Raw genomic sequence first — 25,349 nt, 5'->3', positions numbered from 1 at the left:
CAAGGCCTCCGTCAGCGTCGTCCGGCGTCCGGATGTCGACTCGTCCATCGTCTCACGCAGCCGCGGTCGCTCGCGGACGAAGCGCTCACCAGAGCCGACCGGTCCGACGGTCTAGATCCGCGTGATAGTCGCGAGCCACGCCGGTGCGCCGTCGTCGTGGTGGAATCTTGTCAGTATCCGGTCCGGCTCGATGGTGTCGATATTCCATCCGGTCCCGGAGTCGAAGGCCGCTGTCAGCTCTTCGCGACTGACGGGGTGCGGGCCGGTTTCCGGACCATCATCGCTGAAGCACAACACATACAGGGTTCCCTGATGCTCGGTCACCGACGCCAGACTCGCCACGTATCCGGGCCGCTCACTGTCGTCGAAGGTGTGGAACAGTCCGCAGTCGAGCACCGTCTCGAACATGCGCCCCACACGTCCCAGTTCGAACGCGTCCACCGCAGCGAAGTCGACCGCGAGTCTGCGTTCGTCGGCTTTTTCTCGGGCTAGCGCCAGGGCCGTCTCGGCCACGTCCACCCCCAGAACCGACAATCCGAGTGATGCGAGGTGCAGTGCGTTCTCGCCGCTCCCGCAGCCCACATCGAGCACCGCTCCGGTGAATCCGCCAACGGATGCGATACGCACTATCGCCGGCTGCGCCCGGCCGATATCCCACGGCGCAGGGCCGTCGCGGTACGACGCATCCCAGGGCAGCCCCGTCAGCCGTTCGTGACTGGTGGGGCGCCGGCCTGTGAAGGGATCGTCACCTGTCATTGTTTCTACTTCTCACCTCGTCAGCTGCGGTCGGCGCGTCTGTCGTCGAACGTGACCTGAATGTCTTCGTGGGCGACGGCCCGCTGCGCCTGCGCCTGGTCGCTGAAGGTGCGCTTGTCCCCTTCGATGAGATCAACCTTGTCGGTGAACGGTGCGAGCAGGGCGCGCGGATGCAGATTGTCCACCCTCACCACATTGATCTCGACGCACAGCACAACCGTGACCCCGGCGAGGAACAGAAAGGCCAACAGTCCCAGAACGATGGCGAACACACCGTTCGTGACCGAGGCGGTGCGTACCACGCTGCTGACATAGAAGGCACCGAACGTTTGCAGCATCTGCCACAGCACGGCCGCGGCCACCGCCCCGGGAACGACATCTGCGTTGGACAACGGCCGTGCAGTGGTGAGCCGGAAGGCGAGGATGAAAATCCCGGAATTCAAGATCAGCGTGGCGACGATCAGAAGCACACTGAGGGGTCCGTCGAGATGTGCTGCGGCACCGATGCCGGAGATCGCGGCGGTGCCGAGGACAGCCAGACCGATCGTGCCGAGGAGCAGCAAACCCTGACCGCGGGCGCGGATCGGGTCGGGCCGTTGATGGCGCGGCACCGACCATGCGGTGTTCATCGCGTTCTGGCACGCCAACGCGACGCCGAGACCTCCGTACAGGGCACCGACCACACCGATCACCAGACCGGCCCACCCACCACCGATCCGGTCCTGGGTCGCGAGATCGGTCCCGATCGCCGGGAACTGGCGCAGCGCCGAGTCGATGATGTCCTGCTGCAAGCCCGGATTGCCGGCGAGAACGAAACCGAGAACCGTGGACAGCAGGAGCAACAACGGGAAAAGGGAGATGAAGCCGTAGTACGCGATCAATGCGGCGAGATAGACGCCCTGATCGTCGAGGAACTTGTACAGCACGGCGATCGGGAATCCCAGCGCCGGGTGACGACGCTGAAGGGCGTCCAACCGCCTCGCAATGCTCATGTTCCTCATTTTGCCCTGGCAGGCAGCGGAAGGCGCAGGTAAGAAGCATGCTGCCCTCGGACACCAGCCAGCTCCAGGGATTCCGCCGATCCTCGCCGAGCGGCACGGTCACCGTATTCCCGGATGGTTGGCGCGGACGTTCACCTCGGCGAGCGCGACCGTTCGCTCGATCCGACGCTGCCGGGTGTCCGGCCTCTTCGCCTTCGCGATCCACTCCAGGATCAGCCGCCGCGACGACGGCGGAAATGCTTCGAAGTTGTTGCGTGCGGCATCATTTCGATCGAGCAACGTGCGCAGGTCCTCCGGAATACTCTCATCGTCGGGCAGCACCTGCCACGTTCCCTTGGCCATGGCCAGGTCGATCATCGCCTGACCCTGCTCGGTCATCAGACCGAGCTCGATCATCCTCGCCGCACGCTCACGATTCACCCGGCTCCAGGAACTCCGCTCCGTGCGCGGAGTGAATCGCAGCCGCGAACTGTGCGCATCGTGTTTGCGGTGCACACCGTCGATCCAGCCGAAGCACAGCGCCTGCTCGATCGCCTCCGCGTAGCGCACGCTCGCGGTGCCACTGTCCTTGTGGTGAAGGACGAGCCACACTTCTCTCTCGGACTGACAGTTCTGTGCGAGCCAGTCCCGCCATTCGGTGGACGTACTCGCGGACACGGTGCTCACCTCAGGATCCCGTCCGGGATCCGAGGACGTCGAGGTAGTGCTGGTTGTACATCACGCCGAGAACGTTGCCGAACGGGTCGACGACGGAAGCGGTGACGAATCCGGGTCCGTGCTCGACCGGCTTGGCATGCACGACGGCGCCCAGGGACAGCAACCGTTCGAAGGCGGCCTCGACGTCGTCCACCGCCCAGTAGGTGATTCCCGCCCCTGCCTCACCTGTCTGGCTCTCCGCCGCGAATCGACGGTCGATGATGCCCAACTCGTGCTGATAGTCGCCGATCCGGAATTCGATGTAGGCCGGCGCTCCCTGCACCTCGCGCACGAAGTACGGCTCGATGCCCAGCAGTTCGGTGTACCAGTCCCGGGCAGCCGAGAGGTCGTCCGCGAAGAAGTTGACGGTGGTGAGTCCTCGCAACATGTGTGGTTCCTTCCATCGGTGAGTGACAAGAACCATCTTGCGCCCCAAAGTGCTCACCAAGTGAGCACTTTCTGGAGGAGACTTCACCTATGCGCGCAGACCGCCTCGTGGCCACCCTCCTACTCATGCAGTCGCGTGGCCGCGTGACCGCCGCCGAGCTCGCCGAGGAACTCGAAGTGTCCGTCGCCACTGCCCGTCGCGACCTCGAGGCCTTGTCGGTGGCGGGCATCCCGGTCTATCCCCAACCCGGCCGCGGAGGTGGTTGGTCACTCGTCGGTGGCGCGCGCACCGATCTGAGCGGCCTCTCGGCAACGGAGGCGCAGGCCCTGTTTCTGCTGGTGGGTCCGGCCGCGGCTGTCTCGGACGAGGCGAAAGCCGCGATGCGCAAACTCGTGCGCGCCCTTCCGCAGACCTTCCGGGCCGACGCTGAGGCGGCTGCCAGCGCCACGATGATCGACCCCGCCCGGTGGGGTGAGCGGGACCGCCGCCGACCCGAGATGGTCAACCTTCTGCAGGATGCCGTGATCCGCCGACGCAAGGTACGACTGACGTACAGCAACAGCACCAGGCAGCAATCCGAGCGGCTCGTCGACCCGTGGGGGCTGGTCGACAAAGATGACACGTGGTACCTGCTCGCCGGAACCGACAAGGGGCAGCGCACCTTCCGCGTCGACCGCATCCTCGCCAGCGAGCCCACCGACCACCCGGCCGAGCGGCCGAACGACTTTGCCCTCGCCACGGCGTGGGAGCAGATCGTCGGGCAGATGGAGGAGAAGCGGTCACGCACCTGGGCCACCGTCCTCATCGAAGCGCGGTTCGTGCCGATACTGCGCGACCACTTCGGCCGCCACTGCCACACCGACGCCGAGCTCGACGACGGCCGCGTCCGCGTTCGTCTCGCCGCGCCGACCCCGTTGGACATCGCTCGCAACCTCGCCGGGTGGGGTGCCATGGTCGAGGTTCTGGACCCATCGTCGGTGCAATCCGAACTCGCACGGATCGGCGGTGAACTCGTCGGCCGCTATGGTCCGGGTTGATCATTCCCCGGTGACCGGGTCAGAGCCGACGTCAGTGCCTTCGCGGCGCACGGCGGCGAGTTACATCGGCGACGACGCCGGCGAGTGCCTCGTCGATCACACCGCCGCTACGGGCGATCATCGTCGTCCAGGATGTCTGCACGGCGCCGCCGCCACCATCGGTGATCTCGTTACGAAACACCAGGACATCCTGTCCGTGGGACTCCCGGAACGACTCGAGAGTCGACTCGCAGTAAAGCTGGTCTCCCACCCGAACAGGTCTGTGTACCACGATGCGCTGGTCGGTGTGCAGAACCTGACTCAGGTCGTAGACCGTCACGAATTCGGTGAAAAGGTGCTGTTGGACAATGGAACCCAGAATCGACGTGAACGTGATCGGCGCGATCAACGTTCGATAGCCGAGTTCCGCGGCACCCTCCTCGAGGTGGTGCGCCGGGTGATCGTCGTGCACTGCATCGGCGAACTCGCGGATCTTCTCACGCCCCACCTCGTAGTAACCGGGCATTCGATAGGTGTGCCCGACCAGTGCCTCGACCTGGTCGCTCACAGTCAATTCGGCCGTCATAAGGCGAGGCTGAACTGCATGACGTCGATGTAGCCGTCGCGGAAGTAATTGGCGCAACCGCTCAGGTATTTCATGTAGGTGTCATAGATCTGCTCCGAGGCGGCCGTGATCGCCTCCTCGCGGTGCTCTGCCAGGGCAGTGGCCCACGAATCGAGCGTCCGCGCGTAATGCTGCTGCAGCGGCTGTATCCGGTCCACACGAAATCCGGCCTTCTCCGCACCTTCCACCACCCACTCCGGTTCCGGCAGTTGACCCCCCGGGAAGATTTCGTGCTGAATGAACTGTCCGAAGAGTAGAACCTCGCGATTGATGGGCAAGCCCAGCTCTCGGATACGGTGGCGGTTGATCTGAGTGATGGTGTGCAGCAACATCCGACCGTCTTCGGGCAGTATCTTCCGGCATCGCTGGAAGAAGGTGTCGTAGCGTTCACGTCGGAAGTGTTCGAAAGCACCGATACTGACGATCCGGTCTACCGGCTCGTCGAAATCTTCCCACCCCTCGAGGCGCACCTCCGCCGTGAGATCACCGAGGGGCAGCCTCGAGAATTCCTCGTTCACGTGCTCGAATTGGTTACGGCTCAACGTCAACCCGATGACGTTCACCTGATACCGGCCGATCGCCCGAAGCATGGTGGACCCCCAGCCACACCCCACGTCCAGCAGCGTCATACCCGGTCGCAGATCGCACTTACCCAACGCGAGGTCGACTTTGGCGATCTGTGCCTCTTCGAGACTCATCTCGTCACGTTCGAAATACGCACAGCTGTAGGTACGAGTGGGATCGAGGAACAGGGCGAAGAACTCGTCGGAGAGGTCGTAGTGGGCTTGCACATCGGCGTAGAACGGGGTCAACTTGTCCACCGTGCGACCCACCTCTCGTGATCAGTGCATGCACCAACGTCGAGCTGGCTGCTTAGCTCACGAACCTTTCACAGGAGCGATGACGTCGACCCCTCGGAGACGACGCCACCGTCCGGCTGATCTCAAGATACCCACTGCGTGCTCGGGCCGCGACCCAAACTCCGTGAAAATGTCGTTGGGCACTCCGCTCCCACGCCGCTGACTCAATGCGCGGTCAGCGATTCCTCCGTGGTCGCGGTGGGTCATGCCCTTGTTTGCCGACATACCGGCCTCGACCAGCAGCTCGGGGGTCGAGCTGGTGTAGCCCGTCGAGTTGAGGCTCACCGCCAGGCCGCGTCACCGTGTCGAGGCGTACTCACTTGCAATTACGTTGCTACTGGCTAAAATTCCGCCGATGCCGATGCCGGTCAGTGCGCGAGGAGAACCAGGCCCGACGTCGACGCATGCAGGGGCATGCGACCGGCGATGCCCCGGATGCCACCTCCCACCGCCGCGCCCCGATCCGCACGTCTGCGAGCCATCTCCGACACCGTCAGCAGGGAATCATCCGAGTGGAACGATTCCACGATCCGCACCGCCCGGGACAGAACCGACTCACCGGTGTGCACACGCGCCATGTCACCAGTGTGCACCGAGAAGAATCCCGCGGAGGAAACTGCACCACGCACGGCAGAGCGGCGAGATAGGTTTAGTCTGCACAACCCACACGGATCGAGGGGGCCGCCGTCATGCGCAATCACCGTTCCCACTGTCTGGCCGCACTTCTGACTCTGGTGCTGGGCACCGCGTTTCTCACCGCCTGCGGCTCCAGCTCCGCACCGTCCGCGCCCACCACCGGCCAGCCGCCGGCAGGGCCGCAGATCACCGTGGTCCCGGCCGACGGGGTGGCCGCGGTGAAGCCGCTCGATCCGGTGTCGGTCGACACCACGGGTGGCACTCTGGAGTCGGTCACGATGACCAACGACGAGGGCCGGGTCATCGACGGCATCTTCACCCCGGACCGCGTGTCGTGGAAGCCGGGCGTACCCCTCGGCTACGGCAAGACCTACACCCTGGTGATCACCGCGGTCAGCGATGACGGTGCCCGTAGCGATCGAACGAGCACATTTACTACCGTGCGGCCCGGCAATCAGACCAAACCCTCGTTCCTGACGACCGGTGGCAACCTCCTCACCGACGGCGGCACCTTCGGCGTCGGCATCGTGATCGTCACTCATTTCGACGAGCCGATCACCGACCGCGCAGCCGCCGAACGGGCGCTGAGCGTCGAAACGACGCCACCGGTGTCGGGCTCCTGGTATTGGGCCGACGATCAGAATGTGCACTGGCGCCCGCAGAACTATTACGAACCCGGCACGAAAGTCACCGTCCGCGCGAATGTCTACGGGAAACCTCTCGGCGAGGGTCTGTTCGGTCAGGAGGACGCGACCACCTCTTTCACCATCGGAGACGCCCACATTTCCGTGGCCGACGACACCACCAAGCAGATCACCGTCACCGACAACGGCGAGGTGGTCCGCACCATGCCGACGTCGATGGGCATGGGCGGAAGCGAAGTCGTCGGCGGCCAGACCCTGACGTTCTGGACCCAGCCGGGCATCTACACCGTGATCGACAAGGCCAACCCGGTGGTGATGGATTCCTCGACCTATGGGCTGCCGGTGAACTCCCGCCTCGGCTACAAGGAGTCGATCAACTTCGCAACCCGCATCAGCACCGACGGCATCTACCTCCACGAACTCGCGGACACCATCTGGGCTCAGGGCAACACCAACGTCTCGCACGGATGCCTGAACCTCAGCCCCGAGAACGCCCGCTGGTTCTACGACTTCTCCCGCCCCGGCGACATCGTCGAGGTGCGCAATACCGGCGGCGCTCCCCTCGAGCAATGGCAGAACGGTGACTGGAGCGTGCCCTGGGATCAGTGGCTGGCGGGCAGCGCGCTGCGCTGACGCCTCGACGTGGCAGTTCGTGCAGCGCCGCCGGCCGCTGGCGCCTCCGTGGCCGTTTTCGGGCTTCCCGGAGTCGTGGCGCCTGCCGTGCCGGGCTCCGCCGGCGCCTCCGTTTTGCCTTGGTCGGGCTTCAGTTGGTGCAGTAACAGGGCGGTACCACCGGCCGCCGCAACGAAAGGCCACTCCACCACGCCGGTCAGCGCGACCGCCCCCATCGTCATGACGGCTGCTGGAGTGGAATGGCTGCCGCGACGAGCGCCCTCGACTGCCCCCTCCCCGGCCCCTTTGACAGTGCCGACGACGCTACCGATCGCGGCACCACCGATCGCACCGAGAGTGGCCGTTGCGGCGTCACCGGCTCCGGCGACCACCCGAACGGTGTTGTGAACGATGTTCATGACATTCACCAAGTTTCGCGACAATCCTCATGTCGCTGATCGATCCGAATGGGACTTCCCCTGAGTACCCCACTCCTGTTTCGGTGAACACGCTGACCGGCAGAAAGATGGCTCACTTCCGGGTGTCGGGAGGTGATGACTTCGCGGGGAGAGCGCCGCGGCGGATGTCGCCAGGCGCGGGAAGCGGTGCCGGGTCGCGGATGCGTTGGGCGGAGTCCAGCAACCAGGGGATGCTGGTGACCATCACACCGGGCGTGTACAGCAGTCGGCCCTTGAGGCGTAGTGCGCTCTGATTGTGCAGAAGGTTTTCCCACCAGTGCCCGACGACGTATTCGGGAATGTAAATGGTGATCACCTTCCGAGGATTGTCGCGACGTATCGTCTTGATGTAGTTGATGATCGGGCGGGTGACTTCGCGGTAGGGGGAAGCCAGCACCTTGAGCGGCACCGGAAGGTCGTGCTTGGACCATTCCTTCTGTAGGCGGGGCGTGTCGTCGCTCTGCACGGTTACGGCCTCGATGATCGAGGGCCGAGTTGCGCGGGCGTAGGCGAGGGCGCGAGCAGCGGGTTTGTGTAGTTGCGAGATCAAGACAATGGCATGCACCTGGGACGGCAGATCGAAACTGTCCTCCTCGAGGACGAGCGCGGCCGACACACGATCGTAGTGCCGGCGGATGCCCTTCATCAGAGCGAAAAGGATCGGCATCGCGATGACAACCAGGTAAGCGCCCTGGGTGAACTTCGTGACGGTGACGATGATCAGCACCAGCCCTGTGAGCACACAGCCAATTCCGTTGACGGCACGTCGCAGGTGGATCCTGTGCCGCTCGGTGCGGTCCGGTGTGGTGCGCAGGAGGCGGTTCCAATGCCGGACCATCCCGGCCTGACTGAGGGTGAAGGAAGTGAACACCCCGAGGATGTACAGCTGGATCAGGTGGGTAACCGAGGCGTCGAAGATGACGATCAGGGTGCCGGCCGCGAGTGCCAGCAGAATGATGCCGTTGCTGAACGCGAGCCGGTCGCCGCGGGTATTGAGCTGGCGGGGCAGGTAGCGGTCGCGGGCCAGTATCGAGGCAAGCAGCGGAAACCCGTTGTAGGCGGTGTTCGCAGCCAGGATGAGGATGAGCACGGTGGCTGCCTGAATATAGAAGAACCCCACATTGGTGCTTCCGCCGAATACCGCGGCGGCGATCTGAGCAATTACTGTCCGCTGCGGATCGGTCGCACAATCTCCGGCGAACCCGGTGAGGTCGCAGGTGTTCTCCGCGATTCGGACCTTGCTGATGATGGCGAGTGCGGTGACCCCGGAGAACATCACGATCGCGGTGGCTCCCATTGCGACGAGAGTTTTCGCGGCGTTGGCGCTCTTGGGTTTGCGGAACGCAGGCACACCGTTGGAGATCGCCTCCACCCCGGTCAACGCCGTACAGCCGGAGGAGAAGGCGCGCAGGGCGAAGAAGATCAGCGCGAGGCCGGTGAGTCCCGAGTGTTCGGCAGTGATCGTGTAGGCGGCGCTCTCCGCGACGGGCGGATTTCCGAACGCCGCCCGGATCAGCCCGGTGACGATGAGCACGACGACGCCGGCGATGAAACCGTAGGTTGGTACAGCGAACGCTTTGCCCGACTCGCGGACCCCGCGCAGATTGATCGCGGTCAGCAGGACCACGAAGCCCGCCGCCAACGCCACTCGATGCTCGTTCAGCGACGGGGCGGCGGAGATGAGGTTGTCGACCCCCGCTGCCACCGACACCGCCACGGTCATCACATAGTCGACGAGCAGGGCGCTGGCCACGGTAAGGCCGGCGGACGGTCCCAGGTTGCGGTTCGCGACCTCGTAGGATCCGCCGCCGCTGGGGTAGGCGAAGACCACCTGCCGGTAGGAGAGCACAACCACCGCGAGGAGCACCACCACCGCGGCCCCCAGGTACGGCGTGAGGTAGAGGTACGCAAGCCCGCCGAGCGACAGGATCAGCAGAATTTCCTGGGTCGCGTACGCCACGGACGACAGTGGGTCGGAAGCGAAGATCGGCAGCGCCAACCGCTTGGACAGCGACTGCTCGCCGATGCGTTCGCTGCGCAACGCACGGCCGAGGACCAGCCGCCGAGCCGCGTGTACAGCTTTGGACACTGCCGAAGCCTACGTCCTCGGCACACGGTTTCGGCGGCGGAGACGCGAGATGGGGCAAAGAAAACGGGGAACCGGCGGCTTCGTGCGTTGTCGCTGCTCTTCTAGCCGAGCGGCTCGATCCGGAAGACGGCACACTTGGGCGCGGCGGCTTCGAACGCTTCCGGCGACGCATTCTCGACCGTTCCGGCCTTCAAGAACATCGAGACGCCATGAGGCATTTTGGCCGGGAACTCCCGCAGGATCGGTCCCCGCTCGGACACCGGCAGGGCCACGAGCCGCACCTGCTCGCAGTGACGGCCGCGGGTCAACGTTCCGCGGCCTGCCGCCTCCGCATTTCTTGCCCAATCCGATCGGGCATATCCGGCGACCACGTATCTCGAGCCGTCTACCTCGTACGGTGACACCGGCGTCGACCGCGGCTGACCGCTCTTTCGGCCGGGAACGGTGAGCGTCGGCATCGGCATGGCGATACCCAGGTGATGCAGCCCGATGATCGCCTTGTTGACCCAGGGCAGGTACCACGGGGGCTTCACGGTGTCGGGCGAGTGTTCCATGTCGTTCGGCCTCCACTGATGGTGTACCGCGTGGGCAGAAAAGAAAACTGGACGGTTTGGTACTCGCAAGTAGTGCAAGATCAATCGTAACCTGCACGGCGCAATGCAATTCCGGCGAGGTCGTGTGCTCCACAGCGATCAATAGCGAAGGAAGTTTTCATGGGCATGCGCGACACAATCAACGGTGCACTCGAAGTAACGCGCCTCGCCTTCGACGCAGCCGCTGCCGTCGCATCCGTTGTCGTTGCCATTCCCATCGCGTTCGCCATCGGCGAGGCCACCACCATGGCGCGGGCCGTCCGAGGTGACATCACCCCTGCTGCAGCCGATCGGTCGGCCGACGGCAGTACACGTCTGCACAGCGCATCGGACATCGCCCCCGCTCCACTCGTCCTCCGAGGCGACGCCTACCGCGAGAACCGACCGGCACGCGCCCTCTCCGTTCGGCGAGACAGCTGACTCGTCGCCACTCCTTCGCGCGCTACGGCGTGCAACCCTTGAGTGCCCGCAATCGACAGTGCTTGCCTTCTCTGTGAGGACGATCACTATCGAGAGGAACTCAGGGATGAGCATCGAGGGCAAAGTCGCTCTGATCACAGGAGCAGGGCAGGGTATCGGGCGGGCAATCGCGTTGTGTTTAGCAGCGGACGGCGCCGACATCGCACTCGTCGATGTCAACGGCGACCGTCTGCACGCGGTGGCCGACGAGATTCGCGCCGTGGGGTCGAAGGCAATGTCCGTAGTTGCCGATGTGACCGACCTAAGCCAAGTCCAGTCCGCTGTCGATCAGGCCGAGCACGAATTGGACGGCTTCGACATCATCGTCAACAATGCGGGAATCGCGCAGGTCAATCCCCTCGCAGACGTGCAGCCCGAGGAAGTGTCGCGAATCCTGGCGGTCAACATCGAGGGCGTGTTGTGGGGTATTCAGGTCGCGGCAGCCAAATTTCGGGCGCGGGGGCACGGCGGCAAGATCATCAACGCATCGTCGATCGCCGGTCATGAGGGCTTCGCGATGCTCGGCGTCTACTCGGCGACGAAGTTCGCGGTCCGCGGGCTGACGCAGGCGGCGGCCAAGGAGTATGCGGCCGACGGCATCACCGTCAACGCGTACTGTCCCGGTGTCGTCGGTACCGACATGTGGGTCACCATCGACGAGCGGTTCGCGGCCCTCACCGGCGCTCCGAAGGGTGCGACGTTCGAGAAGTTCGTCGGCGGTATCGCTCTGGGCCGTGCCCAGACTCCTGAGGACGTCGCGGCCTACGTCTCCTATCTGGCGGGGCCTGATTCCGACTACATGACCGGGCAGGCGGGCCTGATCGACGGCGGGCTGGTGTACCGGTAGACCACCACCCCTGTGAGTACTTATTAACCTGCGGCGGTTGATAAGTACTCACAGGGGGTTGCGGGCTGCCACTACTGCCGGCGACACCGAATGCGGCAGCAGCCGGGTACGGTCGTCGGGTAGGCGCACGTCCAGCGTTGCGGCCTCGTCGAACCGATAGGGCTGTCCCAGAACGATTCCGGGAAAGTGGCGGCGCAGACGCGACATCTCGGCTCGCACCGTCATCGCACGGCCGCTGTCGCCGAACAGGTCGTCGGCCAACTGCGCGGCCGTGCGGCCGTCGCGACTCCGGGTGAGGAGAAAGAGGATCTCCGCGTGTCGTGGTGTCGGCTCGTGCGCCCAGGAGCCGAAGGCGCTGTGCACGTGCACGGTCGGGTGTTGCGGGCGTGTGAGGTCGAGCCTCACGAGAGTCCGCGGAGTTGCCTCGCGATCCGAGCCCCCGACCGGGCGCACCAACCACCCACCGGGAAGCGGTTCGACGTCGCACGAGCCGAGGTCGGGCATCCACGCACGACCCGGGGTCATGTCGTCGGGCAACAGCAGTCGCGGACGGAACGGCGACGACTCGATAGCGGCCGTCCATCCGTCGCTGTCGACTGCCAAGGCGGGACCGGACATTCGTGACAGCATCGGCGCCGCGACAGCCCGCAGCCGGTCGAGGCGCTCCCGGTGTATCTCCCGCAGATGCGATTCGGCGAGGCGCGCGACCGCGTCGACCAGCGCGAGTGTGGCCGGGTGCACGGTGCCCACGGGACCGCTGACGTCGACGACACCGAGGACACGGCCCGTCCGGGGATCGCGAATCGGGGCTCCGGCACAGGTCCACGCGTGATGACTGCGCACGTAATGCTCGGCCGAGAAGATCTGTACGGGTCTGCGTGAGGCGAGCGCGGTGCCGATCCCGTTGGTGCCGACGCTTTCCTCCGCCCAGGTTGCGCCCTCGACGAAGCCTAGACGATCGGCCCGACCGAGTGCCGACGAAGATCCTCTGCGCCACAACACAACCCCGTGCTGATCGGTGACGACGAGAATATTGTCGCCGCCGTCGACCACCGCGTCCAACCCGTGAACGAGGTGGTCGAGCACCTCGACGAGACCGGACTCGCGGCGGCGCGTGTCCAGTCTCGACGGCGTGATCCGCGGGGTAGGCGGCGCCGACTCGGGGTCGATGCCCAGCCCCCTCAGCCGACGCCACGAATCGTCCACAACCTCCCGGGGCCGTGCAGGGGATTTGTCTCCGGACATCGTGGCCTCGTACACGGCCGCGAGAATCCGCGCATACCCCGCCGGATCTTCTCCCGCACCGACCGCTGGTTCGGCGGCCCGGCGTCGAGAAGCGCCGGGTCGTGTGGAGGTCACCGCGACGGGTCCACGAGCACCTTCATCTTGGTGCCGGCGTGTAGGGCTTCGAACCCGTCTTCGACCACGCTGTCGAGGGTGATGGCGCTGACCCATCCCGTGGTGTCGTACTTGCCTTCCGCCATCAGGGCGATGACCGCCTCGTAGTCGGCCGACGTGTAGCACAGCGACCCCTGGATACGCGACTCGTTCATCACCAGATTCAACAGTGGTGTCTCGAGGGGCTTTTCGTAGATTGCGACACTGACCATGGGCTTACGGGCGCCCACGCAGGCAAGTGCGGTTTCGACGGACGGCTGCACACCCGCAGCGTCGTAGGCGGCGTCGGCTCCGCGGCCCTCGGTGGCGTCGCGGACATAATCGGGAACGTCCACTGCGGTGGGATCGAGGGTCTTTGCGCCCAGCGCCTCTATCGCGGCGCGGCGGGTCGGTGACGGTTCGACGACGAGGACGTCGTCGAGCCCCTTGCCGCGCAACGCGAACCACAGGCCGATTCCGATGGGTCCGGCGCCGAAAACCATCGCGGTGTCACCCGGACGGACGTCGCCCAGGGTCGCTGCGTGATAGGCGACGGACATCGGTTCGACGAGGGCGCCGAGCTCGAGCGACACATTGTCCGGCAGCGGGTGGACCATGTCGGCCGGCACCACCGTGTACTCGGCCATGCCGCCGTCCGACATCAGACCGTGGAATCCGATCTGCTGGCAGATGTTGTAGTTCCCGGCCGCACACGGGGCGCAGTGCCCGCAGCGGTAGATCGGTTCGATCGCGACCCGGTCGCCCACCGACGTGCCGGTGACGCCCTTGCCGATCTCCGTCACCGTGCCCGAGAACTCATGACCGAGGACCAGCGGCATCTGCTGGCCGGTCAAGGCGTGCGGCTCGGTGGGGATGAAGATCGGCCCGGCGTAGTACTCGTGCAGGTCGGTTCCGCAGATGCCGTTGAAGCCGACTTTCACCTTTACCTGCCCCGGCCCGGCCTGGGGTTCGGGCACGTCGGCGATCTCCACCTTGTTCGGGCCGTAGTACACAGCTGCGCGCATCGTTCACTCCCGTCGCTCCGGCACCCTGCCGGTATGCACTGAGTTGTATGTGACCTGGCCCACAAGCCGGAAGGGTTGCAGCGCGTTGCAGCGGCTACTGCCCGCAACCCTGCCGCGCCCTGTGTGATCCAGCTCATAGTTGCCGGGACCTTGCACGCATTTCCGACGAAGGAGCACGACATGACGGCAACCCTGAGCCCGTCCTCGACAAGCGCGCCACCGAAAAGATCACCGTCGTGGGCGGTGTTCGGCCTGGCCAACCTTGCCGTTGTCACGGCCGTAGCACTCGCTACCTGGTATCTGCTCGCAGATCCGCAGATCAGTCCGTGGAACTTCTACCCGCTTCCGTTCAATGCGGCACTGTTCTGGGCGATCCTGTTCGTTGTCTTCATCGGCTTCAACTGCGAGTTCGCAGGCTTCGACCGACTGAGCCAACCGGCGCGAGGGATCGCAATCCTCGGCACGACGGCAGTGTTCGCGGTGGCGGTCACGTGGGTCCTCGCGAACGGACTCGGCCGGTTGTTCCCCGACTTCGCCGCGGACCGCGCCGACGGACTGGGGTACTTCGCCGGGGCCCTGTTCGTGCTCTTCGGCTTCGGGACGTGGGTGATGGCCGTCCTGAATTGGAAACACTGGCCGTGGACCGCACTGGGACTGCGGCAATCACTGGTCGGCCTGTGCGAGATCGCCTTCATCGCCGTCCCGACGCTGGCGCTGTATCTGGTTCTCGGATTGCCCTCCGTCTCGCTGTCGGCGACGGACCCGCTGATGTCCGTCGACACAGTCCTCGGATGGTTCTATTCGATCGTCGTCTCCGTGATCCTGACGGGGCAGACGCTGGACAACTGGCCGTGGCGCATCTTCGGCGGTGAGCGCAATCCGCGAGCGGTGGTCCTCGCCTCGACGGTCGGCAACGTCGTCCTCGGAACTGCGATCTACTTCGCGATGGTTCCGCTGGTCGAGATTCTCGTCGGCAGCGTGGCCACCACCGAACTGGGCGATGCCATCCATCAGTTCCCGGCCCAGCTCGGAGTGTGCTGGGCATTCTGGATGATTTTCTGGGCCAACGCGTTCGGCAACCAGCCCACCCGTTTCGGTGACGGCAGAAATCTGCTGCTGCGGGCGGCGCTCACCTTCGGACTCGCCGTTGTCACCTTCCTCGTCTACTACCGGTTCGCCGCCGAGCACATTCTCCACGAGCCCGTGGTCGCCGGTGACCTGCGTGGCAACGCACTCGGGTTCCTCGACTGGCTCGTGCTGTGGACCCTGCTGTACGTCGTCGGGTTCCAGTCCTTCGGTCTGCGGCGGTGGGCGCCCTCCGTGGCCGGGTCGTGATTGCAACACGCTGCAACGCTGTTGTCCCCGCCCCGAACGGAGTGTGCTGTGAGTCACAACAGAGAAAAGGAGAGGTCCATGACACAGACTGTCCAGCCGCCCGCGGTCCAGACATTCTCGACGCCTCAGGAACGGGTCGACCTGTGGTTGGCTGATTTCGAAGCGGCTCTCGCTGCGCGGGACATCGAACGCGCTGCGGGCATGTTCGCGGTCGATAGCTTCTGGCGGGATCTGGTGGCATTCACCTGGAACCTCAAGACGGTCGAGGGACGCGACGGCGTCGCCGCAATGCTGCAGGCACGACTCGACGACACCGAGCCGACGAACTTCCGCATCAGCGAGACCCCGGTAGAAGCCGACGGTGTCACCTCCGCATGGATCACGTTCGAGACCGCCACGAGCCGCGGAAAGGGCCATCTGCGGCTCGAGGGCGACGAGGCGTGGACGTTGCTCACCACCATGCAGGAGCTGAAGGGACACGAGGAGCCTCGCGGCACGAAGCGTGTGAAGGGCGCGGTCCACGGCGCCGGCGGAGACACCCTGAGCTGGGCCGAAAGGCGAGAGCTCGAGGAGAAGGAACTCGGCTACACGCAGCAGCCCTACGTACTGATCATCGGCGGCGGCCAGGGCGGCATCGCGCTCGGTGCCCGCATGCGTCAGCTCGGTGTACCTGCCATCGTCGTGGACAAAAACGAGCGCCCCGGCGACCAGTGGCGTAACCGGTACAAGTCGCTGTGCCTGCACGACCCCGTCTGGTACGACCATCTGCCCTACATGCCGTTCCCCGACAACTGGCCGGTGTTCGCCCCGAAGGACAAGATCGGCGACTGGCTCGAGATGTACACGAAGGTGATGGAGATTCCGTACTGGGCGTCCACCACCTGCACCTCCGCCAGTTTCGACGAGGAGACCAAGGAATGGACCGTCGTCCTCGACCGTGCCGGTGAGGAGGTCGTGCTCCACCCGAAACAGCTGGTGCTGGCCACCGGCATGTCGGGCAAACCCAGCGTCCCGACGTTCCCGGGCCAAGACATCTTCCAGGGCGAGCAGCACCACTCGAGTCAGCACCCGGGTCCGGACGCCTACGCGGGTAAGCGCGTCGTCGTCGTGGGCTCCAACAACTCGGCCCACGACATCTGCAAGGCGCTCTACGAGAACGGCGCCGATGTCACGATGCTGCAGCGTTCGTCCACGCACATCGTGAAGTCGGAATCTCTCATGGATCTCGGCCTCGGCGACCTCTACTCGGAGCGTGCCCTCGCTGCGGGCATGACCACGGAGAAGGCTGACCTGACGTTCGCGTCCTTGCCGTACAAGATCATGCACGAGTTCCAGATCCCGATCTATCAGAAGATCGCCGAACGAGACAAGGAGTTCTACGACCGGCTCGAAAAGGCGGGATTCAAGCTCGATTTCGGTGACGACGGCTCCGGCCTGTTCATGAAGTACCTGCGCCGCGGGTCCGGCTACTACATCGACGTCGGCGCCTCCGAACTCGTCGCGGACGGCAGCATTCACCTCGTCTCCGGACAGGTCGATCGACTCACCGAAACCGCAGTGGTCCTGCGCGACGGAACGGAACTGCCGGCCGACCTGGTCGTCTACGCCACCGGCTACGGTTCCATGAACGGGTGGGCCGCGGACCTCATGGGCCAGGAAGTGGCCGACAAGGTCGGCAAGTGCTGGGGCCTCGGCTCCGACACCACCAAGGACCCCGGCCCCTGGGAGGGCGAGCAGCGCAACATGTGGAAGCCTACGCAGCAGGAAGCGCTGTGGTTCCACGGCGGCAATCTGCATCAGTCGCGGCATTACTCCCTGTATCTCGCCCTCCAGATCAAGGCACGGTACGAGAAGATCCCGACGCCGGTCTACGGCTTGCAGGAAGTGCACCACCTCAGTTGATCCGCCCGCTGTCTGATCCCCCCGTGTCGGGCGCCCCGCATCACACCGGTGCGGGGCGCCCGTTTGCCCGTTCCCGACCGCCAACGGAGAGTTGCCCTGCCGATGTTCCACGCCCTCGTCGCTTGTTTTCTCTTCCTCACCGGACGATGGCTGTCCGCACCGATCAGAAACCCGATCACCGCACTGGCACAGGCGCGGACGGTCATGCGGTGGGTTGCTCTCACCTCGTCCAGTCCCGATCACCTGGATGGCCCCAACCTGCGGGGCTATCGGGATAACGGTTGAACTGGAGCCGGCCGACACGCCGAGTTAGCTTGGCGAGAAGGCAAGACAATGACCGAAACACTCGATCCTGAGGCTACCCCTTGGGAGTGGACACCTGCGGTGGCCGTGCTCGACCTGAACGCTGCAGCAGCCAAGACCGTCGTCGAGGAAATCGTCGACAAGGGCCATACTGCAGCCGCGTTCGGTGACGTGGACGTGTCGGACCGATCGCAGGTGGATACCGCGGTCGAAAAGGTGAGGAAAGCCTCGGCGCACCAGCGGTTCTCGTCAACAATGCCGGTATCACCGGATTCAAGAAGTTCGGTCACATCACCGACGAGGTATGGGCGCGCACCCTCGCGATCTCACCGTGGTCGGCCCGGATCGGGGCGGCCATGCACCTCAATACCTGGGCGGTCGTTGTCGAGGCCGAAGATCATTCCCCGGACAGGTCGGCGGAGAGGTCACGGACTTCGACGCCCTCGGGAACCTTGACTTCGGCGATCAACTCAGGGCGGTCGTCGAATTCGAGGCGGAGGGCGCGGCACATGGTCGCGTGCATGTCGTAGAGGCTGGTGATGTAGGTCAGCTCGAGAATCTCCGGATCCGTCAGGTTGCCCTGCAGCACCGCGAACACCTCGTCCGGTACCCGGCCACCGTCGTAGACGAGCCCGTCGGTGTAGGCCAGCACGGCCCGCTCGAGTGCGGAGAAGCAGTCGCTGATCTGCCAGTGCGGGACAGCTGCGATCTTCTCCTCGGGCATCCCGAGGGAGCGCATCTGCTTGCAGTGCTGAGAGAAGACAAACTGGCTTCCGCGCGCGTACCCGGCCCGGCCCTGCCCCAGTTCGCGCAGCAAGGGGTCCAAGGTGGCGTTGCGGTAAAGCGAGAACCCGCGCACTGCATGCCGGAATACATCCGGCGACTGAGCGAAGACGGTCCACCAGTCGCCGGGAGTGGCGTGGATGGTGCCGTGGTCGACGGCGGGGTCTTTGTCGGGTCCGAACAGTCGATCGTAGAAGAAGAGGATCTTCGCGTCGGTGACTTCGGCGCGAGGCACTTCACGTAGGCGGGGCACTGGAGTTCCTTTCGGACGGCGGGCAGGATCAGGGTGCTGTGGGAACGCGCCGGTCGGCGGCGGTCTTCGGTTCGTGCGCGACGTCTGCGTCGGTGAAGGTGCGGGTCCAGCAGGCAAATTCGAGCAGGACACCATCGGGGTCCTGGAAGTAGAACGAGCGCACGAAAGTGCCGGGGTGCACGTGCCGAGACACGCCGGAGGGGCTGTCGTCGTGGTTGAGTAACCGGCTGACCTTGATTCCCTCGGCTTGCATCCGGCTGTAGTACTCGTCGAACTGTTCCACGGGCACCGCGAACGCGACGTGATTCATCGATCCCACCGCACTGGCGAGTTCACCCTCGTCGGGCAGTCCCTTGGGGGCTGCGAGGCCGGGCGCGGCCTCGGGGGAATCGGTCAGCCAGAAGAAGGCGATGGTGTTGCCGTTGCCGCAGTCGAAGAAGAAGTGCTGACCCAGATCCCCCGGCAGCTCGATGGTCTTGATCAGGGGCATGCCCAATACGCCCGAGTAGAAATCGATGGTGCGTTGCATGTCCGAGCACACCAACGCGAGGTGGTTGATGCCACGAAGTTCATATTTGGAGTTCGAAGTGCTCATTGCGGTCCTTCCGATGTGGTGGAGTCGTCGCGAGAAGCGAATCAAAATGACTTGACAGTCATGTCATCTGTTGGGAGAGTTTGTCCGTGGCCAAGTCATCTGTCAATACCCCGTCCACGCCGGCAACACCCGACACGTTGACCGCGCGTGGTCGTAAGACGCGTGACGCATTGCTCGACGCCGCGCAGAAGGTCTTCGAGACGGTCGGATTCCTCGACACCCGCGTCGAACACATCGCGCAGGAGGCGAAGGTCTCCTACGGCACCTTCTATCGTTACTTCGAGTCCAAGGACGATGTATTTCGGGAGTTGAGCACCCGTTTGTTCGAGGACATGCACCGCCGGGAGGCGGCCGCCGCCGACCTGTCCCCGGCGGAGAAGTTGATCGCCTCCAACCGCTCGTACTATCAGGCGTATCGCCGGAACGCCCGGTTGATGGCAATCGTCGAACAGGTCGCGACGTTCAACGACGAGTTCCGCGAGCTGCGTCACGAGCACCGCCGGCAGTTGATCGATCGAACCTCCCGCGCCATCGCCCGCTGGCAGCAGGACGGTCTGGTCACCGCCACCCTCGACCCGGTACTGGCCGCCCGTGCGATGGCCGCCATGGTCGACCACACCTTGTATCTGTGGTTGATACAGGGTGACGAGGCCGACGAAGAGGCCCTGCTCGACACCCTCGATCAGATGTGTCTCGGCGCGCTCGGGCTGGCCCGAGGTTGAGGTTCGAATCGTCAGCGCTGTGCTCGTCGTCGAGCAAGTTGTCGGGGCGTGATCTGGGCTCATACGCATACCTGGCGGCGGTCCGGCGGCATGGCCGGTCACAGCGAACTGTCACTCCCCTGTTGCGACTTCCTCAAAGGCAAGCACCATGACAACGCAATCAGCCCCATCGACCGACACCGCCGAGGTTCCGCAGGGTGCGCTCGACGGACTCCGGGTCCTGGAATTGGGCACCTTGATCGCCGGCCCCTATTGTGGTCGCCTCCTCGGCGACATGGGGGCCGACGTTATCAAGATCGAGGCTCCGGATCGTCCTGACCCACTGCGGGACTGGGGGCAGGCTGAGGGTGGGCACCAGTATTTCTGGACCGTGCACGCCCGCAACAAGCGGTGCGTGAATCTCGACCTGAGAACCGACGCCGGCCGACAGATCTTCCTCGACCTCGCCGCCACCGCCGACGTCGTCGTCGAGAGCTTCCGGCCCGGAACCCTCGAGCGGTGGGGCGTCGGCTACGACGTCCTCCGGACGATTTCCCCAAAGCTGGTGTTGGCTCGGGTCTCCGGATACGGTCAGACCGGGCCATACGCCGGCCGTCCCGGATACGCCTCGGTCGCCGAAGGCATCAGCGGATTGCGCCACCTCAACGGGTTTCCAGGTCAAGCGCCGCCCCGGATCGCACTTTCACTCGGCGACAGCCTCGCCGGGATGTTCGCCTTCCAAGGTGTCCTCGCGGCACTGATCGCGCGCGAGCGGACCGGGCGGGGACAGATCGTCGACGCCGCGCTCACCGAGGCAGCCCTGGCCATCCAGGAATCCACCGTTCCGGACTACCACAAGACCGGGCATGTCCGGCAACCCTCCGGCACCCGACTCGATCGCGTCGCACCGTCCAATCTGTATCGAACGCAGGACGGACTGTGGGTGATCATCGCGGCCAACCAGGACACCCTGTTCGCGCGCCTGGCTGCCGCGATGGGTCGTCCGGAGCTGGCCACCAACGCCCGCTACGCCACCCACACCGCACGCGGTGACCACCAGGACGAACTCGACGCGCTCATCGCCGAGTGGGCGGCCGGCTTCCCCGCCGCCGACCTGATCGAACTGTTGACCAAGTTCGAGGTGGTTACCGGACCGGTCAACACCGTCGCCGAGGTACTGGCCGACCCGCAGTTCACCGCCCGCGAAATCTTCGTCGACCACGTCGACCCGTCCGTCGGGCCCGGAGACGAAGAATTCGACCCCGAACCGGTGAAGGGAGTCGGGGTGATCCCGAAACTCAGCGAGACCGCGGGCGGGGTCCGCTGGGGCGGGCCCAGCCGGCCCGGAACCCACACCGACGAGGTGCTGACCGAACTCCTCGGCTACAACGCCGAACGGCTCGCCGCACTGCGCGATCAGGGCACGATCTCATGACCGAGACCCCACCGAGGGTCGACATCCGTGAGGTCGGACCCCGCGACGGACTGCAGATCGAGAAACCCCTTCCCACCGAGGCCAAGCTGGAACTGATCGAGGCACTCGCGGCCACCGGCGTCGGGCGCATCGAGGTCACGTCCTTCGTCTCCCCGCAGGCGATCCCGGCATTGGCCGACGCCGAGGCCGTCGCTGCCCACCTCGACCGCTGGCCGCACGTGAGGTTCTCGGCCCTGGTGGCCGGACTCGGCGGGGCCCGTCGGGCACTCGAGGCCGGCCTCACCGGCCTCGAGTACGTCGTGTCCGCCTCCGACGGGCACAGCCGGGCCAACGTCGGCCGCAGCAGCGAGGAGTCGATCGCACTGATCGAACCCGTCGCCGAACTGGTCCACCAGGCCGGCGGCCACCTCGAGGTGATCATCGCCATCGCCTTCGATTGCCCATTCGACGGCCCGACCCCACCTGGTCGGATGGCCGAGATTGCTCGGCGCGCAGCACTTTCCGGGGCCGATTCGCTGTCGGTTGCCGACACCATCGGCACCGCAACACCGGTGCGCACGACCGACGTGCTCACCCGGGTCCGCAACGCCGCCCCCGAGATGGACCTCGGCCTGCACCTTCACAACACCCGCGGTCAGGGCCTCGCTAACGCCTGGGCGGCATACACCCTGGGCATCCGCCAATTCGACGCCTCCGTCGGTGGCCTCGGAGGCTGCCCCTTCGCACCGGGTGCCAGCGGCAACATCGCCACCGAGGAACTGGCCTACATGTTCGACGACGGCGGAATCACCACCGGCATCGACCTCGACAAGGCTCTCTCGGCCGCCCGACTGGCCGAGAGGCTGCTCCACAAATCGCTCGGCAGCGGACTCCTCCGCGCCGGAGGCCGGCCGGTACCGGCCGGCGCCGCTTGCAAGTGACCACGTCGCTGCCGCCACCGGACGGGCGACCAGCTTCGCCGACGCTCGGCGGCAGCACCGCACGGAAAGAGACGGAATCTCATGAATGCCTTGGCCGATCGCTTCTTCGCCGCCGTCAGTGACGGCAACGAGACGACACTGACCGAACTGTATGCACCTGACGCGCGGATCTGGCACAACGACGACGGGCGCGAGCAGACGGTCACCGAGAACCTGCGCGTGCTGCGCTGGCTCTCACGCACCCTCGAAAACCTTCGCTACGAGGACATCCGTCGCCACGAGTTGCCGGACGGCTTCGCCCAGCAGCACGTCCTGCGCGCCACCCTGCCCGGCCACGGACCACTGGAGGTGCCGGCGAGCGTGTTCGTCCACGTCGCCGACGGCCGGATCACCCGCATCGACGAATACGTCGACTCCGCCGCCACCCGGCCCCTCCGTGCACTGGCCGCCCACTCACGAGAGCACTGACATGACCGACACCCGTTCCGCCGTCTCGATCACCGAACTGTGCGCGCGGATGCGCTCGTTCATCGACGACGTCGTCATCCCCGCCGAACCCGTCCTGGCGAACGAGGACGACGCCGCGCACAAGACCCTCGCGCAACTGCGTGACCGCGCCAAGGAACTCGACCTGTGGGCGCTCGGGCACCCCGCCGAACTCGGTGGTGGTGGCGTCCCGTTCCTCGACTTCGTGTACCTCAACGAGATCATCGGACGCTCCGAATTCGGTCAGCTGGCCGCCGGTTCGGTGTCCATGCAGGACACGCTGATGCTGCACAAATACGGCACCCCCGAGCAGAAGCAGCGGTGGCTCCCCCCGGTGGTGGCCGGCGAACTCCTGCCGTCTGTCGCGCTGACCGAGCCGGAAGTAGCCGGCTCGGACCCCACACTCATCGAAACCAGCGCCGAGCTGGACGGCGACACCTGGGTAATCAACGGGCACAAATGGTTCACCACCGGGGTGCGGGACGCAGGCTACTGTTCGGTCTTCGCGCGCACCGAACCCGACACCACCCCGCGGCACGAACGCATCAGCGCGATCATCGTGCCGACCGACACCCCCGGATTCGAGATCGTCCGCTCGATCCCCACGATGGGGCACAACCCGAGCGACCACTACGAGGTCCGGCTCACCGACGTCCGCGTTCCGGCCGCCAACCTCCTCGGCGAGCGCGGCAAGGGCTTCGCCGTGGCCCAGGACCGGCTCGGCCCCGGTCGGATCTTCCACTGCATGCGGTGGCTCGGGCAGGCCCAACGCGCCTACGAGCTGATGTGCGCTCGCGCGAACACCCGCTACGCCCACGGCTCGGTGCTCGCCGAGAAGGGCGAAGTGCACCGCTACATCGCCGAATCCGCCGCTCAGATCCACGCCGCCCGGCTCATGACGCTCGACGCCGCCCGCGCGATGGACGCCGGGGAGGATGCCCGGATCCGCATCGGGTTGGTGAAATTCTGGGGTGCCCGCATGCTGCACGACGTCGTCGACCGTGCCATCCAGATCCACGGCGCCCTCGGTCTGACCGCCGACACCCCGCTCGAGCGGATGTACCGGCAGGCGCGGTATGCACGGATCTACGACGGTCCCGACGAAGTGCACCGGATGTCCACGGCCCGCCGGTTGCTGCGCGATCCGGAGGCCGCGCCATGGCGATGACCGACGCTCGCGCAACGACGCTCGCGGACGGTATCGGCTCCGTTCTGACTGCCGCCTATGGAACGGGGACCACCGTGGGAGAACCCCGGCAGCTGACCGGCGGTGCCAGCCGGCAGGTGTGGTTGGTCGACGCCGAGAGCCCGGACGGGCGTCCGCTGCCGGTGGTGCTGCGCCGCGACCCTCCCGGGCACGGTGACGCCGCCCGGATGCGGGCGGAGGTGGCGTGCCTGCGGGCCGCTGCTACCGCGGGCGTGCCGGTGCCCACCGTCCTCGCCTCGGGTGACACCGCGCCCGGCATCGACGCGCCCTACCTGCTGATGAACAAGGTCGAGGGGGAATCGCTACCCCGGACACTGCAGCGGGATCCGGCGTTCGCGGAGGTGCGTGGCCACCTCGCCGAGAACCTGGGCTCCGTGCTCGGGCTGATCCACCGCACTCCCCTCGATTCACTCCGCATGCTCGACGCCACCGACCCCGTGGACGCGATCGAGGTGATCTACCGCGGCCTGAACGATCCCCGGCCGGCGGTCGAGACGGGCCTGCGGTGGTTACGCGACCACCGCCCGACCGATCGCCCGCATGCTTTGGTACACGGCGATTTCCGGATCGGGAATCTCCTCGTCGACGGTACCGGCATCCGCGGGGTGCTCGACTGGGAACTCGCCCACCTCGGCAACCCCGTCGAGGACCTCGGCTGGTTGTGTGTACGGGCCTGGCGGTTCGGTGCGCCCGCACCGGTCGCCGGCATCGGCACCCGCGAACAACTCCTCGACGGCTACGAGAAGGCCACCGGAACCCGCCCCTCGGTGGCCGAACTGCACTGGTGGGAAGCCTTTGGAACGCTGAGATGGCTGGTGCTGAGCAGGTTTCAGGCCGAACGTCACCTCGGCGGGGCGGAGCCGTCCCTGGAGTTGGCGGCAATCGGACGCCGAGTCTGCGAATCCGAGTACGACCTGCTCGACGTCCTCGGCCTGCTCGGCGACTCCGCGGTTACTCCACCGCGCACTCCGCCCGGACCCACCGTGCACGGGCGACCCACCGTCACCGAGATCCTCGATCTGGTCACCGACACGCTGGCCACCGACATCGGCCCGGCGCTGGAGGGCACGCACCAGCGGCAGCGGTATCTTCTGCGGATCTGCGTCAACCTGCTGCGCACCGCAGGCCGGGAACTCGACGCCGGGAACGGCATCGACTCCGTTCTCGGTAACGCCCTCGGTGCACTCGGATGCGCCTCCGAGGCCGAACTCGCCACCCGGATACGCGCGGGGGCAGTGGACTATTCGGACGACGGGGTGCGCCGGGCGATGTCGATCGCGGTGCTGGCCCGTCTGCGTGTGGCCAACCCCCGGCACATGAACCGCTAGAACGCGGACACCAAGCGGT

At 65.6% G+C, this 25,349-nt stretch carries 26 protein-coding genes; 12 read left to right on the top strand and 14 right to left on the bottom strand.

Features of this window, described 5'->3' with window-relative positions; genetic code table 11:
• Positions 1 to 111 precede the first annotated feature (111 nt).
• From JQT59_RS08750 to JQT59_RS08735, 4 genes are all read right to left on the bottom strand, one after another.
• Positions 112 to 756: a class I SAM-dependent methyltransferase gene (locus tag JQT59_RS08750; RefSeq protein WP_213575792.1), complete on the bottom strand. Its 645-nt coding sequence runs from the start codon at positions 754 to 756 to the stop codon at positions 112 to 114.
• A gap of 20 nt (positions 757 to 776) precedes the next feature.
• Positions 777 to 1,748 carry a YihY/virulence factor BrkB family protein gene (locus tag JQT59_RS08745; RefSeq protein WP_213575791.1) on the bottom strand — a complete coding sequence of 324 codons (972 nt, stop codon included), beginning with the start codon at positions 1,746 to 1,748 and terminating at the stop codon, positions 777 to 779.
• Positions 1,749 to 1,856: 108 nt separating this feature from the next.
• Positions 1,857 to 2,414, bottom strand: coding sequence for a YdeI/OmpD-associated family protein (locus tag JQT59_RS08740; protein ID WP_249354268.1), 558 nt, complete (start codon positions 2,412 to 2,414; stop codon positions 1,857 to 1,859).
• A 10-nt stretch (positions 2,415 to 2,424) separates the two neighbouring features.
• Positions 2,425 to 2,841 (bottom strand): VOC family protein, encoded by a 417-nt coding sequence (locus JQT59_RS08735; protein ID WP_213575789.1) that lies wholly within the window; start codon positions 2,839 to 2,841, stop codon positions 2,425 to 2,427.
• Between the two features lie 89 nt (positions 2,842 to 2,930).
• On the opposite strand from JQT59_RS08735, the gene JQT59_RS08730 reads away from it, so the two are divergent.
• A complete protein-coding gene (locus JQT59_RS08730) occupies positions 2,931 to 3,878 on the top strand; it encodes a helix-turn-helix transcriptional regulator (RefSeq protein WP_213575788.1) in 948 nt (315 codons plus the stop codon).
• Positions 3,879 to 3,909: 31 nt separating this feature from the next.
• Here the strand turns inward: JQT59_RS08730 and hadA are convergent, their stop codons facing one another.
• The 3 genes from hadA to JQT59_RS08715 form a co-directional block, all read right to left on the bottom strand.
• Complete coding sequence (gene hadA, locus JQT59_RS08725; RefSeq protein ID WP_213575787.1) at positions 3,910 to 4,443, bottom strand: (3R)-hydroxyacyl-ACP dehydratase subunit HadA; 534 nt, start codon at positions 4,441 to 4,443, stop codon at positions 3,910 to 3,912.
• Positions 4,440 to 5,303: a cyclopropane mycolic acid synthase family methyltransferase gene (locus tag JQT59_RS08720; RefSeq protein ID WP_213575786.1), complete on the bottom strand. Its 864-nt coding sequence runs from the start codon at positions 5,301 to 5,303 to the stop codon at positions 4,440 to 4,442. The genes hadA and JQT59_RS08720 overlap by 4 nt, the downstream gene beginning before the upstream one ends.
• A 407-nt stretch (positions 5,304 to 5,710) precedes the next feature.
• Entirely contained in the window at positions 5,711 to 5,920 is a 210-nt protein-coding gene (locus JQT59_RS08715) for a hypothetical protein (RefSeq protein ID WP_249354266.1), read from the bottom strand.
• A 111-nt stretch (positions 5,921 to 6,031) separates the two neighbouring features.
• Here JQT59_RS08715 and JQT59_RS08710 point away from each other — a divergent pair, with 111 nt between their 5' ends.
• Entirely contained in the window at positions 6,032 to 7,255 is a 1,224-nt protein-coding gene (locus tag JQT59_RS08710; RefSeq protein ID WP_213575785.1) for a L,D-transpeptidase, read from the top strand.
• Here the strand turns inward: JQT59_RS08710 and JQT59_RS36785 are convergent.
• From JQT59_RS36785 to JQT59_RS08695, 3 genes are all read right to left on the bottom strand, one after another.
• Positions 7,225 to 7,653 carry a hypothetical protein gene (locus JQT59_RS36785; protein ID WP_249354264.1) on the bottom strand — a complete coding sequence of 143 codons (429 nt, stop codon included), beginning with the start codon at positions 7,651 to 7,653 and terminating at the stop codon, positions 7,225 to 7,227. The two genes, JQT59_RS08710 and JQT59_RS36785, sit on opposite strands and share 31 nt — an antisense overlap.
• 112 nt (positions 7,654 to 7,765) lie before the next feature.
• A complete protein-coding gene (locus JQT59_RS08700) occupies positions 7,766 to 9,781 on the bottom strand; it encodes an APC family permease (RefSeq protein WP_213575784.1) in 2,016 nt (671 codons plus the stop codon).
• Positions 9,782 to 9,882: 101 nt separating this feature from the next.
• Entirely contained in the window at positions 9,883 to 10,335 is a 453-nt protein-coding gene (locus tag JQT59_RS08695; protein ID WP_213575783.1) for a nitroreductase family deazaflavin-dependent oxidoreductase, read from the bottom strand.
• Positions 10,336 to 10,494: 159 nt separating this feature from the next.
• Between JQT59_RS08695 and JQT59_RS08690 the strand changes: the two genes are divergently transcribed.
• Positions 10,495 to 10,794 (top strand): hypothetical protein, encoded by a 300-nt coding sequence (locus JQT59_RS08690; RefSeq protein WP_213578384.1) that lies wholly within the window; start codon positions 10,495 to 10,497, stop codon positions 10,792 to 10,794.
• Positions 10,795 to 10,900: 106 nt separating this feature from the next.
• Positions 10,901 to 11,680, top strand: coding sequence for an acetoin reductase (locus JQT59_RS08685; RefSeq protein ID WP_213575782.1), 780 nt, complete (start codon positions 10,901 to 10,903; stop codon positions 11,678 to 11,680).
• Between the two features lie 48 nt (positions 11,681 to 11,728).
• On the opposite strand, the gene JQT59_RS08680 is transcribed toward JQT59_RS08685, so the two are convergent.
• Together JQT59_RS08680 and JQT59_RS08675 are read right to left on the bottom strand one after the other, a co-directional pair.
• Complete coding sequence (locus JQT59_RS08680) at positions 11,729 to 13,039, bottom strand: GAF domain-containing protein (protein ID WP_249354262.1); 1,311 nt, start codon at positions 13,037 to 13,039, stop codon at positions 11,729 to 11,731.
• Positions 13,036 to 14,082 (bottom strand): 2,3-butanediol dehydrogenase, encoded by a 1,047-nt coding sequence (locus JQT59_RS08675; protein ID WP_213575780.1) that lies wholly within the window; start codon positions 14,080 to 14,082, stop codon positions 13,036 to 13,038. Before JQT59_RS08675 ends, JQT59_RS08680 begins: the two co-directional genes overlap by 4 nt.
• A 180-nt stretch (positions 14,083 to 14,262) precedes the next feature.
• Between JQT59_RS08675 and JQT59_RS08670 the strand changes: the two genes are divergently transcribed.
• Both JQT59_RS08670 and JQT59_RS08665 read left to right on the top strand, forming a co-directional pair.
• Entirely contained in the window at positions 14,263 to 15,417 is a 1,155-nt protein-coding gene (locus tag JQT59_RS08670; RefSeq protein WP_213575779.1) for a hypothetical protein, read from the top strand.
• A 78-nt stretch (positions 15,418 to 15,495) separates the two neighbouring features.
• On the top strand, positions 15,496 to 17,319 hold the full coding sequence (locus JQT59_RS08665; protein WP_213575778.1) for an NAD(P)/FAD-dependent oxidoreductase: 1,824 nt from the start codon (positions 15,496 to 15,498) through the stop codon (positions 17,317 to 17,319).
• A 700-nt stretch (positions 17,320 to 18,019) separates the two neighbouring features.
• Here the strand turns inward: JQT59_RS08665 and JQT59_RS08660 are convergent.
• The gene (locus JQT59_RS08660) at positions 18,020 to 18,658 is read right to left on the bottom strand and encodes a carboxymuconolactone decarboxylase family protein (RefSeq protein ID WP_213575777.1); all 639 of its coding nucleotides are present in this window, start codon (positions 18,656 to 18,658) and stop codon (positions 18,020 to 18,022) included.
• A gap of 28 nt (positions 18,659 to 18,686) precedes the next feature.
• On the bottom strand, positions 18,687 to 19,253 hold the full coding sequence (locus JQT59_RS08655; RefSeq protein ID WP_213575776.1) for a VOC family protein: 567 nt from the start codon (positions 19,251 to 19,253) through the stop codon (positions 18,687 to 18,689).
• A gap of 86 nt (positions 19,254 to 19,339) precedes the next feature.
• Between JQT59_RS08655 and JQT59_RS08650 the strand changes: the two genes are divergently transcribed.
• The 6 genes from JQT59_RS08650 to JQT59_RS08625 all read left to right on the top strand — a co-directional run bounded on the left by JQT59_RS08650 (position 19,340) and on the right by JQT59_RS08625 (position 25,330).
• Positions 19,340 to 19,975, top strand: a complete 636-nt coding sequence (locus JQT59_RS08650) for a TetR/AcrR family transcriptional regulator (RefSeq protein WP_213575775.1) — start codon at positions 19,340 to 19,342, stop codon at positions 19,973 to 19,975.
• A 148-nt stretch (positions 19,976 to 20,123) separates the two neighbouring features.
• On the top strand, positions 20,124 to 21,389 hold the full coding sequence (locus JQT59_RS08645) for a CaiB/BaiF CoA transferase family protein (RefSeq protein WP_213575774.1): 1,266 nt from the start codon (positions 20,124 to 20,126) through the stop codon (positions 21,387 to 21,389).
• Positions 21,386 to 22,309: a hydroxymethylglutaryl-CoA lyase gene (locus JQT59_RS08640; protein WP_213575773.1), complete on the top strand. Its 924-nt coding sequence runs from the start codon at positions 21,386 to 21,388 to the stop codon at positions 22,307 to 22,309. Before JQT59_RS08645 ends, JQT59_RS08640 begins: the two co-directional genes overlap by 4 nt.
• An 81-nt stretch (positions 22,310 to 22,390) precedes the next feature.
• Positions 22,391 to 22,777 (top strand): nuclear transport factor 2 family protein, encoded by a 387-nt coding sequence (locus JQT59_RS08635; protein ID WP_213575772.1) that lies wholly within the window; start codon positions 22,391 to 22,393, stop codon positions 22,775 to 22,777.
• Position 22,778: 1 nt separating this feature from the next.
• The gene (locus JQT59_RS08630) at positions 22,779 to 23,963 is read left to right on the top strand and encodes an acyl-CoA dehydrogenase family protein (RefSeq protein WP_213575771.1); all 1,185 of its coding nucleotides are present in this window, start codon (positions 22,779 to 22,781) and stop codon (positions 23,961 to 23,963) included.
• Complete coding sequence (locus tag JQT59_RS08625) at positions 23,954 to 25,330, top strand: phosphotransferase family protein (protein ID WP_249354260.1); 1,377 nt, start codon at positions 23,954 to 23,956, stop codon at positions 25,328 to 25,330. Before JQT59_RS08630 ends, JQT59_RS08625 begins: the two co-directional genes overlap by 10 nt.
• The last annotated feature ends 19 nt before the right edge of the window (positions 25,331 to 25,349 follow it).

Origin of the sequence: Rhodococcus sp. USK13 (assembly GCF_018343855.1) — a bacterium.
Taxonomy (GTDB): Bacteria; Actinomycetota; Actinomycetes; order Mycobacteriales; family Mycobacteriaceae; genus Rhodococcus_F; species Rhodococcus_F oxybenzonivorans.
The sequence above is the reverse complement of the archived record's forward strand: the minus strand, read 5'-3'. Positions and strand labels throughout refer to the sequence as shown.